General features: G+C 40.3%; 19 protein-coding genes. All 19 read right to left on the reverse strand.

Annotated elements, in window-relative coordinates:
- Positions 1-10: 10 nt before the first annotated feature.
- The 19 genes from HMPREF8578_RS0102280 to asnS all read right to left on the reverse strand — a co-directional run bounded on the left by HMPREF8578_RS0102280 (position 11) and on the right by asnS (position 15,064).
- The gene (locus HMPREF8578_RS0102280; protein WP_000051185.1) at positions 11-211 is read right to left on the reverse strand and encodes a CsbD family protein; all 201 of its coding nucleotides are present in this window, start codon (positions 209-211) and stop codon (positions 11-13) included.
- Positions 212-312: 101 nt separating this feature from the next.
- Positions 313-963 (reverse strand): DUF1803 domain-containing protein, encoded by a 651-nt coding sequence (locus HMPREF8578_RS11045; protein ID WP_000614476.1) that lies wholly within the window; start codon positions 961-963, stop codon positions 313-315.
- Complete coding sequence (locus HMPREF8578_RS11050) at positions 947-1,459, reverse strand: YiiX/YebB-like N1pC/P60 family cysteine hydrolase (protein ID WP_000892225.1); 513 nt, start codon at positions 1,457-1,459, stop codon at positions 947-949. Before HMPREF8578_RS11050 ends, HMPREF8578_RS11045 begins: the two co-directional genes overlap by 17 nt.
- An 85-nt stretch (positions 1,460-1,544) precedes the next feature.
- The gene (locus tag HMPREF8578_RS11055) at positions 1,545-2,480 is read right to left on the reverse strand and encodes a manganese-dependent inorganic pyrophosphatase (RefSeq protein ID WP_000036031.1); all 936 of its coding nucleotides are present in this window, start codon (positions 2,478-2,480) and stop codon (positions 1,545-1,547) included.
- Positions 2,481-2,565: 85 nt separating this feature from the next.
- On the reverse strand, positions 2,566-2,850 hold the full coding sequence (locus tag HMPREF8578_RS11060; RefSeq protein WP_000349629.1) for a GIY-YIG nuclease family protein: 285 nt from the start codon (positions 2,848-2,850) through the stop codon (positions 2,566-2,568).
- Complete coding sequence (locus HMPREF8578_RS11065; protein ID WP_000657024.1) at positions 2,840-3,589, reverse strand: tRNA1(Val) (adenine(37)-N6)-methyltransferase; 750 nt, start codon at positions 3,587-3,589, stop codon at positions 2,840-2,842. The genes HMPREF8578_RS11060 and HMPREF8578_RS11065 overlap by 11 nt, the downstream gene beginning before the upstream one ends.
- 53 nt (positions 3,590-3,642) lie before the next feature.
- Positions 3,643-4,002 (reverse strand): S1 RNA-binding domain-containing protein, encoded by a 360-nt coding sequence (locus tag HMPREF8578_RS11070; RefSeq protein ID WP_000689615.1) that lies wholly within the window; start codon positions 4,000-4,002, stop codon positions 3,643-3,645.
- A gap of 1 nt (position 4,003) precedes the next feature.
- Complete coding sequence (locus tag HMPREF8578_RS11075) at positions 4,004-5,404, reverse strand: bifunctional Cof-type HAD-IIB family hydrolase/peptidylprolyl isomerase (protein ID WP_000338987.1); 1,401 nt, start codon at positions 5,402-5,404, stop codon at positions 4,004-4,006.
- A 122-nt stretch (positions 5,405-5,526) separates the two neighbouring features.
- Positions 5,527-6,630 (reverse strand): glycosyl hydrolase family 8, encoded by a 1,104-nt coding sequence (locus tag HMPREF8578_RS11080; RefSeq protein WP_000856177.1) that lies wholly within the window; start codon positions 6,628-6,630, stop codon positions 5,527-5,529.
- Between the two features lie 8 nt (positions 6,631-6,638).
- Positions 6,639-7,949: a glycosyltransferase family 2 protein gene (locus tag HMPREF8578_RS11085; protein WP_000625493.1), complete on the reverse strand. Its 1,311-nt coding sequence runs from the start codon at positions 7,947-7,949 to the stop codon at positions 6,639-6,641.
- The gene (locus HMPREF8578_RS12620; RefSeq protein ID WP_000176307.1) at positions 7,942-8,082 is read right to left on the reverse strand and encodes a hypothetical protein; all 141 of its coding nucleotides are present in this window, start codon (positions 8,080-8,082) and stop codon (positions 7,942-7,944) included. The genes HMPREF8578_RS11085 and HMPREF8578_RS12620 overlap by 8 nt, the downstream gene beginning before the upstream one ends.
- Before the next feature lie 9 nt (positions 8,083-8,091).
- Entirely contained in the window at positions 8,092-8,871 is a 780-nt protein-coding gene (locus tag HMPREF8578_RS11090) for a hypothetical protein (RefSeq protein WP_000800616.1), read from the reverse strand.
- Between the two features lie 6 nt (positions 8,872-8,877).
- A complete protein-coding gene (gene wecB, locus HMPREF8578_RS11095; RefSeq protein WP_000734437.1) occupies positions 8,878-10,026 on the reverse strand; it encodes a non-hydrolyzing UDP-N-acetylglucosamine 2-epimerase in 1,149 nt (382 codons plus the stop codon).
- A 437-nt stretch (positions 10,027-10,463) separates the two neighbouring features.
- Complete coding sequence (locus tag HMPREF8578_RS11100) at positions 10,464-10,973, reverse strand: GNAT family N-acetyltransferase (RefSeq protein ID WP_000858588.1); 510 nt, start codon at positions 10,971-10,973, stop codon at positions 10,464-10,466.
- 230 nt (positions 10,974-11,203) lie between these two features.
- A complete protein-coding gene (gene rpsR, locus HMPREF8578_RS11105; protein ID WP_000068664.1) occupies positions 11,204-11,443 on the reverse strand; it encodes a 30S ribosomal protein S18 in 240 nt (79 codons plus the stop codon).
- A 31-nt stretch (positions 11,444-11,474) separates the two neighbouring features.
- Entirely contained in the window at positions 11,475-11,945 is a 471-nt protein-coding gene (gene ssbA, locus HMPREF8578_RS11110) for a single-stranded DNA-binding protein SsbA (protein ID WP_000609595.1), read from the reverse strand.
- Between the two features lie 11 nt (positions 11,946-11,956).
- Positions 11,957-12,247 carry a 30S ribosomal protein S6 gene (gene rpsF / locus HMPREF8578_RS11115; RefSeq protein WP_001151782.1) on the reverse strand — a complete coding sequence of 97 codons (291 nt, stop codon included), beginning with the start codon at positions 12,245-12,247 and terminating at the stop codon, positions 11,957-11,959.
- A 141-nt stretch (positions 12,248-12,388) separates the two neighbouring features.
- Positions 12,389-13,597, reverse strand: coding sequence for an MFS transporter (locus HMPREF8578_RS11120; RefSeq protein WP_000476122.1), 1,209 nt, complete (start codon positions 13,595-13,597; stop codon positions 12,389-12,391).
- Positions 13,598-13,720: 123 nt separating this feature from the next.
- The gene (gene asnS / locus HMPREF8578_RS11125) at positions 13,721-15,064 is read right to left on the reverse strand and encodes an asparagine--tRNA ligase (protein WP_000167132.1); all 1,344 of its coding nucleotides are present in this window, start codon (positions 15,062-15,064) and stop codon (positions 13,721-13,723) included.
- Between the last annotated feature and the right edge of the window lie 2 nt (positions 15,065-15,066).

Consider the following 15,066-nt stretch of genomic DNA (forward strand, 5'->3'; position numbering starts at 1 on the left):
CTTGATTTTTTTAGTCTTCTTTCTTAAATGAATTTTTGAGACCTTCAACGGCACCTTCTACAGCACCTTTAGCATCTTCAACTACTTCTTTTGCTTTGGCAACTGTTTTTTCTACAGCACCTTCTGCTTCAGTTTTGCTATCACCAGTAACTTTCCCAAATCCTTCTTTGATAGCACCAGTTGCTTGTTCCAATTTATTTTCAAGTGACATAGCTCTGTCTCCTTTGCTTTTAATACGATAATGGTTATCGCTTACATTTAGTTTATGCTTATTCTTTAGCAAAGTCAAACAATCTGCTCAAAATGAAGCAATTAAAGTAAATAGAAAGTCAACCGTTCCTTGTCGAAATCAACAGCCAACTCATACTTTCCCGCTTCATTTTGAACAATATAGCCTAGAACGACTAAACTGTCCACAAAGATATCACGCCGTTTCTGCATCAGCAGGTCTTTTTTGAGAAACTTCAGTAAAAAGGTCGTCATATACTTGAGAGCATACTCAGGATTGACATCTCCTAAAATGGAATAGAGTTCCTGCTGTTTTTCTGTCAAAGGATATTGATTCTTGACCTTGTAGAAATAATTAGACAGGGTCATCTTTTCTCTTGCAAAGTCCGTACGTTCGACTAAAATGGCAGCATTGGTTTGATTGCGCAATTCTGTCTCAAAAGTCTTTTTCAGCAAAGCTTGATAGACTGGACTATCCTCTCTGACAAAAATCTCTTGGTCAAGGACCAGACTGTCTATTGATTCTAGAAAAGGGAGATTGAGAAAATAGCGTTTGTTTTCCCTTAGGATCAAGCCTGCCTTGATAAACTCTTCCATCAGTTTATCAACTGCCACATCTGGAAACTGAGCCTTGATTTCTCGGAGAATCACATCGTCATGCTGGTCCAGATAGTCCACCAAATCTATAAAAAATGGCTGTCGAGTCAAACGGGAGGGATTAAAAATCTGAATCATGAAGATTCCTTTCTTTACATTCTAAAAGAGGGGATGCTGCTAATTGACTAGGATTGGTCCCTGGCTGATTCAAAGGTACAGGAAGTTCGAGTTTCCTGTAATAGTCCCTCCAAAAATCACTAATCTCCTGCTCCCCATCCCCAAATTTCATGGGAATAGTTTTAAAAATCGGTAGGATTTCAGCGATGTACTGGGAGCAGTAAAAGCCATTCCCATCTGGATAAAACGAGCTATTATAAGGAGCACCTAGATGCTGGCAAGCCTTCTCCTTTACCAAGTCAACTTCCAGCTCTGGATAGACATAAAGATCGTAGAGATGAGTCGGTTCAAAAAATTCAGCAGGTTCTTGACAAATGACCCCTGCTTGCCCACTAGCATGGTAGATGAAACCGTCCAAAAAGATGGCTACATGACTATAGTTCCCCGTAGAAGCCTGGATAGCCTGCCCCATATCTGAAAGGTCCTTCACAAAAATCAAATCACCATTTTCTAACATCTTTCTCTCCTAGAAAAAAAGGAGCCGAAACCCCTTTAGTTATATAGAAAACATCGTTTTCTATTTTGAAATAACACCCAAAATATTAAGCATTAAAGCTTTCAGTCAACTGAGGCACCACTTGTTTCTTACGTGAAACAGCACCTGGAAGGAAAGCGTGATTGTTTTCAAGTTTGAAGTTGAAAGCTGCTTCTACCTTGTCCATGTTTGATCCAAGAGCCAAAATTTCAGAGTTTGAGTTGACGATATCTGTAATCATCAAAACAAAGTCAGAATAGCCGTTTGCTGCATTAGTCGCTTGCATTGCTGCTTCGATTTCAGCTTGACGTTCCAAGACTTCAGCAATATCAACTGTATTGACTTGGGCAACACGAACCTTATTTCCATTGAGTTCAAAGGTCTTAGCATCGATGTCAATCAATTCTTCAGCAGATTTGCTTGCCAAGTTAGTACCAGCCTTGAGCATAGCAAGACCGTACTCTTCCAAGTTGACACCAGCCAATTCAGCCAATTCAGGAGCAATGACTTTGTCAGATGGGTGAGTTGTTGGTGATTTCAAAAGAAGAGTATCTGAAATCAAACCTGAAAGCATCAAACCTGCGATTTCTTTAGGAACTGCTATACCATGTTCTTTGAACATGCGGTAAACGATAGAAGAAGCCGATCCAACTGGTTCCAAGCGCATGTAAAGTGGGCTTGCAGTTTCAAAATTAGCCACACGGTGGTGATCCACAACTCCGTAAACTTCTACTTCAGCGATATCTGACACTGACTGTTGGAATTCATTGTGGTCAGTCAAGATGACTTGCTCTGCACCTTCTGCTTTAGCAGATGTGATGACGCGTGGTGCTTCTACACCAAAATAGTTCAAAACGAAGGCTGTTTCTTCATTAGGAGTTCCAAGTGCTACTGCTTCTGTGTCCAATCCATAAGCCTCTTTTGCAAGGTAAGCAAAGGCTACAGATGACCCGATGGCATCTGAGTCTGGATTTTGGTGACCAAATACTAGAATCTTAGACATGATAATACCTCTTTAAATTTATTCATCTTATTGTAGCACTTTTTTCCTCTTTTGACAAAAGTAAGAGGAGCCAAAGGACTCCTCATTAGACATCAATATCGTTAACTAGATTTTTTTCTTGATTTTCGGATAAAAATCGTTCTTTCTGTGGTCTTTTCTTACGTTTGAGAAGAGCTTCGGCAGACATGGCTTCTTCCTTACTGGCAAAACCCTCTACATAGATGAGTTTAACTGGCAAGCGAGCTCGGGTATACTTGGCTCCCTTACCACTATTATGAACGGCAAGGCGTCTCTTCACATCCGTTGTATAACCCGTATAGTAAGAACCGTCGCGACACTCCACCACATACATATAGGCCTTATGATCCATAGTAAATCTCTTGAATTTCTGGCGTGTAGGAACCATCGTCATTGTGAACAATGAGCGGTGGCAAAACCTTGAAGCCACTGGTCGATCCATCCTTGATGGCTTCGATTAAGAGCATATTGGCCTCCTTCTCACGTTTCGGATAGACAAATTGCAGGCGCTTGGGTGCCAAATTATGGCGTTTGAGCATATCTAGGATATCCAAGAGCCGATCTGGACGATGGACCATGGCCAAACGGCCATTAGACTTGAGAATACTCTGAGCACTTCGGCAAATTTCTTCTAGGTTAGTCGTAATTTCGTGTCTGGCCAGAAGGTAGTGCTCACTCTCGTTCAGATTAGAATGCGGATCCACCTTAAAATAAGGCGGATTACACAAAATCATATCCACCTTACTTCCCTGAATGTGGGCAGGCATATTTTTCAAATCATCACAGATGACCTGCATCTGCTCTTCCAAGCCATTCAACTGAACCGAACGCTCTGCCATATCCGCCAAGCGCTCCTGAATCTCTACAGATATTATCCGCGCCTGAGTACGTGAACTAGCAAAAAGTCCCACTGCACCATTTCCAGCACAAAAGTCCACAATTAAACCCCGTTTAGGGAAGCGAGGAAAGCGTGATAAAAGAACACTATCCACCGAATAGCTAAACACCTCTCTATTTTGAATGATCTTGATATCTGTCGAAAAGAGCTGATTGATTCGCTCTCCTGATTTTAATAATTGTTCTTCTTTCATATTTTCATTATAATAAATTATGTTAATATTACAAATGATTTAGATAATCGTATTTATGGCTTCTTCTTTAAATGCTCTAATGCCTCACGCGTCCAAACAGGCATCATTCGTCCAAGTGGTGCAAAACCGTGCTTGATCCGATCATTTGAAAAACGTCTCCGTCTTGGCAATTGATGTTTTTCCTCTTCCAAGGTACGGATAGAAAGACTGGCCTTCCCAGTGTATTCGTCAAAATCCACCACCTGAACTTGAACTTCATCGCCAATTTTTAAAATGTCATAGATATTTTCAATGAATCCCGTCCGAATCTCCGAGATGTGAATCAGCCCTGTCACCCCTGTCTCTAACTCGACAAAGGCACCATAGGGCTGAATTCCTGTAATACGCCCGTTTAGCTTATCACCAATTTTCATTCTAGTCCTCAATTTCAATCGTTTCAATTACTACATCTTCAACTGGCTTGTCCATTGCACCAGTCTCAACAGCTGCAATGGCATCCAAGACTGCGAAAGATTCTGCGTCTACCAACTGCCCGAAAACAGTATGGCGGCGGTCAAGGTGAGGAGTCCCACCTTGTTCTGCATAAATCTCAGCGATAGGTTCAGGCCAGCCACCACGCGCAATCTCTTTCTTAGAGTATGGCAAATGTTGGTTTTGCACGATAAAGAACTGGCTACCATTGGTATTTGGACCCGCATTGGCCATAGAAAGGGCACCACGGATATTGTAGAGTTCTTCTGAAAATTCATCTTCAAAAGAGTCGCCGTAGATTGACTCACCACCCATACCAGTACCAGTTGGGTCTCCACCTTGGATCATAAAGTCCTTGATAATTCGGTGGAAAATCACACCATCATAGTAACCGTCTTTTGACAGAGCAACAAAGTTAGCCACTGTTTTAGGAGCATGTTCAGGGAAAAGCTTGATACGCAAGTCTCCGTGATTTGTCTTAATGGTCGCAAGAGGACCTTCTACTGTTTCAATTTCTACTTGTGGGAAATGCAATTCTTTTTCTACCATACCAAATCCTTCTAAGGCATCAAAAATGCCATCTTCTTCTACTGTTTTTGTAATATAATCTGCTTTTTCTTTGATTTTTTCATGGGAAACTCCCATGGCAATACTGATTCCAGCATAATCAAAGAGTTCCAAGTCATTGAGCCCATCTCCAAAGACCATGACATTCTCTGGTTTCAAGCCTAGATGTTCTACCACCTTGGCTACGCCTGTGGCTTTTGAACCTGAAATCGGCACGATATCTGATGAATGTTCATGCCAACGCACCATGCGAAGTTTACCTGAGAGACTATCTGGTAGGTGCAAATCATCCCCTTTATCCTCAAAGGTCCACATCTGGTAAATATCTGCTTTTTCATGGAAGTTAGGATCCACATCTAAGTTTGGATAAATCGGGTCAATCGCCTCACTGATCAGTTCTGTTCGAGTAGAAAGTTTGGCGTCATGACTACCAACCAAGCCGTACTCAATTCTCTCTTCCTTTGTCCAAGAAATGTACTCCTCAACATCTGACTTGTCAATCTGATGTTGATAAACCACCTTCCCTTTTTTGTCTTCTATATAAGCCCCATTTAGGGTTACAAAAAAGTCCGGCTTGAGCTCACGAATCTCTGGAACTACACCGAAAATACCACGACCAGAGGCAATTCCTGTTAAAATTCCTTTTTCACGTAACTGTTTAAAGACAGTGGGAATTGTAGCTGGAATAAAACCTGTCTTTGACGTACGCAAGGTATCATCAATATCAAAAAAGACGATTTTAATCTTCTTTGCCTTGTATTTTAATTTCGCATCCATCTCTCTACCTCTTTTCCATCACTCTTTCCATTATACCATAAAGCTGATGAAATTCCTTTTTTGGAAAAAGATGAAAATCCTATCAAAAAGAGGGCCAGAAAAACTAGCCCTCCCTTTTCATTCTAGAACATCTCTAGAGCAATCATGGTAATCATCGTTGCATCATAGTAGTTGTCCAAAGGTAAATCTTGTGTGAAAATGTATTTATTTTGCTGAAGAAGTTTCAGATAGCCTTCTCCCTTGTCAGACGCGTAGGTAATCGGTGCCAAGAAACTACCTGCCTGGTATTGATTGAGGGCCGTTCCGTTCAAGTCATAACCAGCATAAATGCGTTGCTCTTTCATAAAGAAATCCATCATCTTTTGAACGAGTTTTTGGCTTCTTTCATCCTGGCTCTGTGACAAGTGATAAGGCAAACGACAAGCGTTATAAGAATACGCTCCATCGTATTGAGATTCGATAGTATTGGCATCAACAAGATGTGCCCCTGACTTCTCAGCCCAGATAAAGTCTGGCAAGAGACCCGTATCAGAATGAGAACTGATTTGCTCTAGTTGGCCAAGCATCTTATCCTTAACATCTAACCACTGTTTATTTCCAGTCAGGTCATAGAAAGATTGGAAATAGTGAGGAAGAGTATCAGACGTCCGCATCAAGTAATAATAATCGGAATCCTTGTTTGCCCAGTTCCCTACCGTTAGGACACCTGTCTCTTCATTGTAGTTGTATTTAAGAATATCATCCAAGATTTTTTTAGCTTGCTCTTGGTATTCCTGCGCCTTATCTGGCCACTGCTTGGCAGCTTCAATCAAAGAATAAGCGATATAGAGATCACCATCGGTTGCGTTTTGCTTCTCAACCGATTCACTACCATTTGAGATTACTTGCTTCCAAGACATCAACTGCGTTCCCTCGATACGATGATTTTGGTAATAGCGATAAAGGTTATCAAAATCTGCTTGACTTGCTTGCCCTTTTTGGGCTGCTAAAACCGTTATGAGCATGCCGTAACTTTGGGCCTCTGATAGAACCGTCGTTTCCTCAGAATCATTCGTCGTACGAACATAAGACTGATCGCCTTTTGTAACAAGGAACTGTTGGCTCCATTGGCTGTAAATTCGATTACGCATTTCGATTTTAGTCCTTCCTCTTGCTAAAAACAAGGCTAAACAAAAGATAGAAAGGATGAGCACAAACCAGACATATTTTAATTTATTCGTTTTCATAGAACCTCCTATCCTGCAAATCGCTTGGTTTTAACCCACTTGGTTTCTTTTCTTCGGAGTACCTTGTCTAGAACGATTGAAGAAATGGAATCAATGGAAACAACGATAAACATCTGTGCATAAGTGAAATAGGCAGCCAAAGCCAACCAGATTTGCTTTGTAGTAGCTTGTCCAAATTGACTTGCCAATGCTGTCATAATTTGCATCAAATAGAGACCAATCATGAGAATCCAGTTAAAGAGCATGAGCTGGGCGATGTAGATATTGTCCGCATCAAAAGCAAATGGAACCCTGACATCTGGGAAGAAAAGATTAAGGCAGATCGCTAGCACATTCGCTAGGAAAATCAAATCCGATAGGACAATGGCAAAGTTAAACCAAAAGAAAACACAAGAATAGTTAAAGACTTCTAGTTTAACGCGCCAGTTTGCTCTGCCAAATAAATGCTTAAAGTTCGAGAGAACAACTTCATAATTTCCTTTCGCCCAACGTTTCCGTTGCATATAGTAACTCTTTAAGGTCTCAGGTTCTTGTTGGAAAGCCTCTGAATTATAGGCAAGGGCAATCAATTTACCACTCTGCATAATTTTGAAGGAAATATCGGTATCCTCGGTTAAGGCACCATTTTTCCAACCTCCAATACTCTTTACAAAGTCGGTTTGAATGATAAAGTTGGTTCCTGGGATACGCCCAATTTTAAAGAGATGCCACATCCCAACGTGGTGCACGCGCTGAGTAACAACGATCTCTTGGTTGATACAACGAGTCAAGAAATTTTGATTGGCATTTCGAGTCTTGTTGCGACCAAAAGATGCCACATGACGTTCTGGATCCTTCATCACTTCCTTCACAAGGAAATAAAGAGCATTTTTTTCAGGCATGGCATCTGCATCATAAACACAGATGTATTCACCTGTTGCCATCTCCAAAGCATCATTTAGAACGCCCGCTTTTCCTCCCGTACCAGTACGGTCGATAATAGTCAGATTTCTTCCTGCATATTCAGGCATGGCTTGTACAGACAAACATTCTGCATAGGTGTTATCCGAACAGTTATCCGCAAACAAGAGCAACTCCACACGGTCGTGAGGATAATTCATATCCAAGATAGCTTTTGCCGTTTGGGCAATAACCACATCCTCATTATGTGCAGGAACAACAATGGTGACCTTCGGATAATAAGGTAGCGGCGAAGTGTCTACACGAAAATCACTGTGTTTAAACCAAAAGTGTACTGCCGAAAAGAGAATTACCAAGCCCCAAGCTAGAGAAATCCAAATTGTAAGCAAGGTAAAAATCATTAACATTTGACTAATCATGATTCACCGCCTTAAAATTTTTGTTCACTCGATGGTAAAGAATATTGTATGCAATAAATAGTATGATAAAACAAATGCCAAAGGCGAGACTGAGTCCCAAAGCAATACCAAAAAATAGTTCGGTTAAAGTCATGTTTCCCTCCTAATATTCTACAATTACATCTGTCTCTAGTTGACGTTTGAGATGACTGGCAACATCTGCGTAGTCTTGGTATTTATCTTTATTATCAGAATTAATCACCAAATAGCCTGTTTGGAACTGAATTCCTTGATTACCATCTTCTCCATGAAAAACTAAACTGCTCAGTTTCTCCTGCAAACCATTAAAGTAAAGTTCCTTCAAAGAATGTTGGTTAGTACTCGATAGAACGAGAAAATTACCATCCGAAACGTAATAGAGCTTATCATTGTAACTCAATTCCTGAGCAATTTCCTCTTGAATACGACTGAGCATCTGGTTATGTTCTTTGGGTTTAATCTGGAAGAACAAATCTTCATGTGCCCAATGAATCAATAGAGATTGAACCGTAACATCACTTTGTTCAGTGACCATAGCTTGGTAATCTGCTCGAGCTGCGTCTTCCTGTTCTTGGACCTTTGAGGCCACCTTGAAGAAATAATAACGAACCTTAAGTAGAATCCCAATCAAAAGAGGAAAACTGATTAATAAGAAGATCAGTTGAATGATTGGGATATAAACCACACCCGCAACCAAAACGATAAGTCCAAAACCAAATGCTAAGATAAGAGTCCAAGTAAGCAAAAGGTCAGATAATACCAACACGGCAAACAAGGCTAAAGCAAAAAACAAGATTTGTTCTAAAATGATTGCTCGAGCATACAAAAAACAAAGCACCAAAAGAATGACCTCACAAGCAAGCAAAGCCATAAGCCAGTTTTTAAATTGACTCCAATTTTTCATTTTATATTATTTCCCCCCTTTGAATTCAGATACAGAAGTCACTGCCCCAAAGTACTGTTGAATGGATTGTACGATTCGTTCAGAGGCTCTTCCATCTCCATAAGGATTTGGTGCCTGAGACATTTGTCTATAAAGAGTTTCATCTGTTAAGAGTGCTGCCATTGCTTCTTTCACACGTACTGGATCCGTACCAACTAGCTTCAACGTACCTGCTCTTACTCCTTCTGGACGTTCCGTCGTGTCACGAAGGACAAGGACAGGTTTGCCGAGAGAAGGCGCCTCTTCTTGAACACCTCCAGAGTCAGTCATGATAAAATAGCTTCTTGAAGCCAAATTATGAAAATCAAGTACATCTAAAGGCTCAATCAAGTGAATACGATCGTGACCAGCTAAGATATCGTTTGCTGCTTCTTGCACGGCAGGGCTAAGGTGAACAGGATAAACAACCTCAATTTCCTGATGAAGATCGACCATCTCACGTAAAGCTGTAAAGACATTTCTCATTGGTTGACCTTGATTCTCACGACGGTGCATGGTTACCAATACAAGTTTCTTTTCTGGATCCAATTGATCTAGAACTTCATGATAGTAATCCGATTGAACGGTCAGTTTCAAGGCATCAATGGCTGTATTTCCCGTAATGACAATAGCAGACTCAGGGTGATTTTCCTTGAGGAGATTTTCTTTACTCTCACTAGTTGGAGCAAAATAAAGATCCGCTAGGTTATCAGTCATCTGACGATTCATTTCTTCTGGGAAAGGAGAATACTTATCAAAGGTCCTTAGCCCAGCTTCAACGTGGCCGATACGTACCTGATTATAGAAAGCAACTAAACTTGCTGCAAAAGTTGTTGTTGTATCTCCATGAACAAGAATTATATCTGGAAGTTCTTGCTTAACAACTGGATCAAACTTTTCTAAAATTTTTCCAGTAATGTCTAAGAGGGATTGATTTTTCCCCATAATATCCAGATCATAATGTGGCTCGATGCTAAAAGTTTCAAGAACTTGATCAAGCATTTGACGGTGCTGAGCTGTCACAACTGTAATCGTCTCAATGCTGTCACTATGTTTTTGCAATTCTAACACTAAAGGGGCCATTTTAATAGCTTCTGGTCGTGTTCCAAAAACAACCATCACTTTCAGTTTCTTCATTACGCTATCCTTCTACTATAATAAAATTTGACACATCAGATTAATCTTTATATCGAATTATTGCGCAAATCAATTAATTTGATTATCTTAATTATTTTACCGTCAATTAATTTATATGTCAAATTTTTTCCAAATTATATTATTGCATTTAATTTAATTTTAACAATTTGTAACCTTTTTGTAACAATTTTATTTACAACCTTTAAGAAGCCTTATTTTAGGAAAATTTAAGACTTTTCAAAAGAATCCGTATTTTAAAAAACTAAACCTTATATGTTTTTTTCGATATTTATTTTTATCTTGATAATTCAAACAATTATATTTTACCACTTTGAGGAATAAATCAAACAATTTCAAACAAAAAAATCCCTTTTTCGAATGAAAAAGGGACTGTGATTGTTTACTATATTTAAAATTTAAACCTTATAAAATCTGTCTTAAAACAAATTTTTCGACAGATACAAGACCAATTCTCCGATATCTTCACAAACCGCATTCATGGCCGGTTGATGGTTCTGATACCAAACACCCGTCCCATCTGGAATATAGCCTCGTTTGATGTACAATCTCTGGGCAGGTCCATACCCTGAATGGAGCCCAACACCAAGGGTCACCTTATCCGATATGAGCCTAACTCGTTTTTCTGCTTCTTCCAGCAAGAGATTTCCAATACCTTGATTTTGAAAAGGTTCAAAGACATTGAAATCTGAGAGTTCTGGATAGATTTCTGCAAAAGGCCCCTGCTTAGCGCAGGGCAAAATTGTGATATAACCCGCTAAAGCACCCTCAACCTCTGCAACTAAGACTTCTCTCTCCCCACATTCTTGTTCAAGAAAATATCTAGCCAAAATTTCTTCTCTACCCGGCCAACCTTGGCTGATAAATCCTCGAGATAGTTCTTTTATGTCAGATTCTTGCATTTTTCTAATTGAACATGTCGTCTTCATAAGCTGCTCCTTTATAGCTTTCTCCTACCATTATAGCACGATAATAAAGATTAAAAGAAAAAACCTAGTAAGACAAAAGAATCTTACTAGGTCAACAGGGAATCCTTTCTAACAAAGTCCTATAAAAATCTGAAAAAGAGGTCCCCCGGACCTCAACTCGCTCTCTCATTTCAAGGCTCGTGAAAAAAGACCCGTAAGGGTCTGAAAAAGAGGTCCCCCGGACCTCTTTTTTAATCTTCGTTTACGAAAGGCATCAAAGCCATTACGCGAGCGCGTTTGATAGCTGTTGTTACTTTACGTTGGTTTTTAGCTGAAGTTCCTGTTACACGACGTGGAAGGATTTTCCCACGTTCTGAAACGAAACGGCTAAGAAGCTCAGTATCTTTGTAATCAACATATTCAATTTTGTTTGCTGCGATGTAATCAACTTTTTTACGGCGTTTGAATCCGCCACGACGTTGTTGAGCCATGTTTTTTCTCCTTTATAGTATTAATTGTCCATTAGAATGGTAAATCATCATCTGAAATGTCCAATGGATTGGTTGCTCCGAATGGATTTTCAGAACGTGAAAAGTCTGGTACTGGATTTGCAGGTGCTGATTGACCAGCAGTTGGTGCAGAATAAGCTCCACCTGAATGTCCTTCGCGCACTCCGCGGCTTTCCAACATTTGGAAATTCTCAGCCACGACTTCTGTTACGTAGACACGTTGTCCTTGCTGGTTATCGTAACTACGAGTCTGGATACGGCCTGTGATCCCGATAAGAGAGCCTTTTTTAGCCCAGTTAGCAAGATTTTCAGCCTGTTGGCGCCACATAACGACATTGATGAAATCAGCCTCACGTTCGCCATTTTGACTCTTAAATGTACGGTTTACTGCAAGAGTAAAAGTCGCAACTGCTACATTTGATGGGGTATAACGCAACTCAGCGTCACGTGTCATACGCCCTACAAGTACAACATTGTTAATCATAATTTACCTTCTTACGCGTCAAGTTTGACGATCATGTGACGAAGAATGTCAGCGTTGATTTTTGAAAGACGGTCAAACTCTTTAAGAGCTGCGTCGTCGTTTGCTTCAACGTTAACGATGTGGTAAAGTCCTTCACGGAAATCTTGGATTTCGTATGCAAGACGACGTTTTTCCCATGATTTTGATTCAACAACAGTTGCACCGTTGTCAGTCAAGATAGAGTCAAAACGTGCTACCAAAGCGTTTTTCGCTTCTTCTTCAATGTTTGGACGAATGATATAAAGAATTTCGTATTTAGCCATTGATATGTTCCTCCTTTTGGTCTAATGACCCCTAGTCTTTGCAAGGGGTAAGTGAGGTTTGCTCACAATTAACTATTATACTAGAAATACTAGTAGATAGCAAGAGAAAAAAGATAAAAAAGATAAAAATGAAAAATAACTCTATTGATTAGAAATAATATTCTCTTTCAGTTCTAAAGCTCTGACCATCTCTTTCAAAATGAAGAATAGTGAAAAGCCGACTATTACTAAAAAGAATCCTAAGTAAATAAAGGCTTCTACAAAACCTAGAGCATCAATCAGCCACCCCGTCAGAGGAAAAATAACAATCATACTCAGGCTGAACATCATGGAGTAGACACTTAGCATGGTTGCACGTACCTCACTTGGGAGTCGATTTTGTAAATCGTTGTCAAAAATCGGTTGAAAGAGAGCATATAAGGCGTTACTAATCAAATAAATCAAAATATAAATCAGTGGCGTACCAAAGTAGGAAAGTAAGTAGGTCACTCCCGTCAAGAGTACAAGAATTGGAAAGAGCTTTAAGGCGGAATACTTCTTTCCAATCTTACTTGCTAGATAAACTGCCCAGATATTCAAAGCACTGCCCATCAGCATAACCATCGAAATCTGCCATCCTTCTAAGTCCGGCAGTTGATTTTGATAGTAAAAATAAAACATGCACATCAGTGTCCCGATGATTTGGGACAGAATCATCCAACCAAAAAGACTGGGATTTCTCTGCAGCTCCTCTTTAACAGTCAACATAATCTTTTTCATGGTCAGACGCTCAGATTTTTGCGCTTTAACACTAGGCTCTTTTAGCATCCAAGTTAAGAATAGGACGATTATAGAAGTGGCAATCATGATATAGTAGGTCAAGTGCAATTGACCATGGACAAAAAATCCCGCTAAAACGGTCCCCAAAGACCGAGTTCCTTCTGCTACTCCTGACATAAAACTTGAGATAGACAAGTAGCGCTCTTTTAATCCAGCCTCCACGGCCGAATCATAAACCATAGCTGCACTCGTCCCCGAATCAAAATTATAAGACAAGGCACTCACCACCATAGCGAGTGCATAAATCCAAAAATTACCTTGCCCTAGTAACATGAGAATAGACGACGCAATCCCAGCTATTCGACTTAAATATAGATTGGTTTTATAGGAATAGCGGTCAGCTAACATTCCAGAGGGAATTTCACAAATGACACTGGTGGCATGAAAAATACTTTCCAATAAGCCAATCTGCCAAAGCGACATCCCATTTTGACTGAGAAATAGAATCCAAAAGCTAGTAATGCCCAAAAAGGCAAAAAATTCTACCCCAGCCATGAGACCGATATTCTTCCGATAATTTGGTTTAAACATCATTTCTCCTTTAACAAGTGTATATATCTTTGTGTCTGTCACTTGTTAATCTGTGATTTACATGTCCCTCACCTCTTCTTTCTTTTACTTTGAAAAAACGCCCTAAGGGCGTTTGGATTTATTTTATGGTTTGATACGGTGCAACATACGTGGGAATGGAATAGCTTCACGGATGTGTTTTGTACCTGCTGCGAAAGTCACCATACGTTCAATACCGATACCAAATCCACCATGTGGTACTGTACCGTATTTACGAAGGTCAAGGTAAAATTCATATTCTGTACGATCCATGCCAAGTTCTTCCATCTTAGCTACAAGGGCATCGTAGTCTTCCTCACGCATAGAACCACCGATGATTTCTCCATATCCTTCTGGTGCAAGCAAGTCTGCACAAAGTACGCGCTCTGGATTTCCAGGAACTGGTTTCATGTAGAAGGCTTTGATAGCTGCTGGGTAGTTCATGACAAATGTTGGCACACCAAAGTGGTTTGAAATCCATGTTTCGTGTGGTGAACCAAAGTCATCGCCATGCTCAAGATGCTCGTAGTCAGCATCTTCATCATTTTCATGCTCTTGCAAAAGGTCAATGGCTTGATCGTAAGTGATGCGTTTGAACGGCTCTGCAATGTAGCGTTTCAAGAGATCTGTATCACGTTCCAAGGTTTCCAAGGCTTGAGGCGCACGATCAAGAACACCTTGAAGAAGGGCTTTAACATAAGCTTCTTGCAAGTCAAGTGACTCATCGTGTGTCAAGTAGGAGTACTCCGCATCCATCATCCAGAACTCAGTCAAGTGACGGCGTGTTTTTGATTTTTCTGCACGGAATACTGGACCAAAGTCAAAGACACGACCAAGGGCCATAGCACCCGCTTCAAGATAAAGCTGACCTGATTGGCTCAAGTAGGCTGGTGTTCCAAAGTAGTCTGTTTCAAAGAGTTCAGTTGAGTCTTCTGCTGCGTTTCCTGAAAGGATTGGGCTATCAAATTTCATGAAGCCGTTCTTGTCGAAAAACTCATAAGTTGCATAGACGATTGCATTACGGATTTGCATCACAGCTACTTGCTTACGAGAGCGGAGCCACAAGTGACGGTTGTCCATCAAGAAGTCTGTCCCGTGTTCTTTTGGTGTGATTGGGTAGTCTTGAGATTCACCGATCACTTCGATGTCTGTAATATCCAACTCATAGCCAAACTTAGAACGTTCGTCTTCTTTGACAATCCCTGTCACATAAACAGACGTTTCTTGGCTTAGGCGTTTAATCGTATCAAACTTCTCTAGCCCCACTTCCTCACCGAACTTTTCAATAAAGTTTGGTTTAAATGCTACACCTTGGAAGAAAGCTGTTCCATCACGCAATTGCAAGAAGGCAATTTTCCCTTTTCCTGATTTGTTGGCAACCCAGGCTCCGATGGTCACTTCTTGACCAACGTAGTCTTTTACATCGATAATCGTTACACGTTTTGTCATTA

The sequence above is a fragment of the Streptococcus oralis ATCC 49296 genome (assembly GCF_000185265.1).
GTDB lineage: Bacteria > Bacillota > Bacilli > Lactobacillales > Streptococcaceae > Streptococcus > Streptococcus oralis_BC.

Bases quoted from the DNA above. Each gene is read 5' to 3' on its own strand.
- HMPREF8578_RS11060 (WP_000349629.1), bottom strand. From the start codon at position 2,850: ATGGATCATAAGGCCTATATGTATGTGGTGGAGTGTCGCGACGGTTCT.
- HMPREF8578_RS11090 (WP_000800616.1), bottom strand. From the start codon at position 8,871: ATGAAAAATTGGAGTCAATTTAAAAACTGGCTTATGGCTTTGCTTGCT.
- rpsF (WP_001151782.1), bottom strand. From the start codon at position 12,247: ATGGCTAAATACGAAATTCTTTATATCATTCGTCCAAACATTGAAGAA.
- HMPREF8578_RS11075 (WP_000338987.1), bottom strand. From the start codon at position 5,404: ATGGATGCGAAATTAAAATACAAGGCAAAGAAGATTAAAATCGTCTTT.
- HMPREF8578_RS11045 (WP_000614476.1), bottom strand. From the start codon at position 963: ATGATTCAGATTTTTAATCCCTCCCGTTTGACTCGACAGCCATTTTTT.
- ssbA (WP_000609595.1), bottom strand. From the start codon at position 11,945: ATGATTAACAATGTTGTACTTGTAGGGCGTATGACACGTGACGCTGAG.
- HMPREF8578_RS11065 (WP_000657024.1), bottom strand. From the start codon at position 3,589: ATGAAAGAAGAACAATTATTAAAATCAGGAGAGCGAATCAATCAGCTC.
- HMPREF8578_RS11100 (WP_000858588.1), bottom strand. From the start codon at position 10,973: ATGAAGACGACATGTTCAATTAGAAAAATGCAAGAATCTGACATAAAA.
- asnS (WP_000167132.1), bottom strand. From the start codon at position 15,064: ATGACAAAACGTGTAACGATTATCGATGTAAAAGACTACGTTGGTCAA.
- HMPREF8578_RS11120 (WP_000476122.1), bottom strand. From the start codon at position 13,597: ATGTTTAAACCAAATTATCGGAAGAATATCGGTCTCATGGCTGGGGTA.
- HMPREF8578_RS12620 (WP_000176307.1), bottom strand. From the start codon at position 8,082: ATGACTTTAACCGAACTATTTTTTGGTATTGCTTTGGGACTCAGTCTC.
- HMPREF8578_RS11070 (WP_000689615.1), bottom strand. From the start codon at position 4,002: ATGAAAATTGGTGATAAGCTAAACGGGCGTATTACAGGAATTCAGCCC.
- HMPREF8578_RS11055 (WP_000036031.1), bottom strand. From the start codon at position 2,480: ATGTCTAAGATTCTAGTATTTGGTCACCAAAATCCAGACTCAGATGCC.
- wecB (WP_000734437.1), bottom strand. From the start codon at position 10,026: ATGAAGAAACTGAAAGTGATGGTTGTTTTTGGAACACGACCAGAAGCT.
- rpsR (WP_000068664.1), bottom strand. From the start codon at position 11,443: ATGGCTCAACAACGTCGTGGCGGATTCAAACGCCGTAAAAAAGTTGAT.
- HMPREF8578_RS0102280 (WP_000051185.1), bottom strand. From the start codon at position 211: ATGTCACTTGAAAATAAATTGGAACAAGCAACTGGTGCTATCAAAGAA.
- HMPREF8578_RS11080 (WP_000856177.1), bottom strand. From the start codon at position 6,630: ATGAAAACGAATAAATTAAAATATGTCTGGTTTGTGCTCATCCTTTCT.
- HMPREF8578_RS11050 (WP_000892225.1), bottom strand. From the start codon at position 1,459: ATGTTAGAAAATGGTGATTTGATTTTTGTGAAGGACCTTTCAGATATG.
- HMPREF8578_RS11085 (WP_000625493.1), bottom strand. From the start codon at position 7,949: ATGATTAGTCAAATGTTAATGATTTTTACCTTGCTTACAATTTGGATT.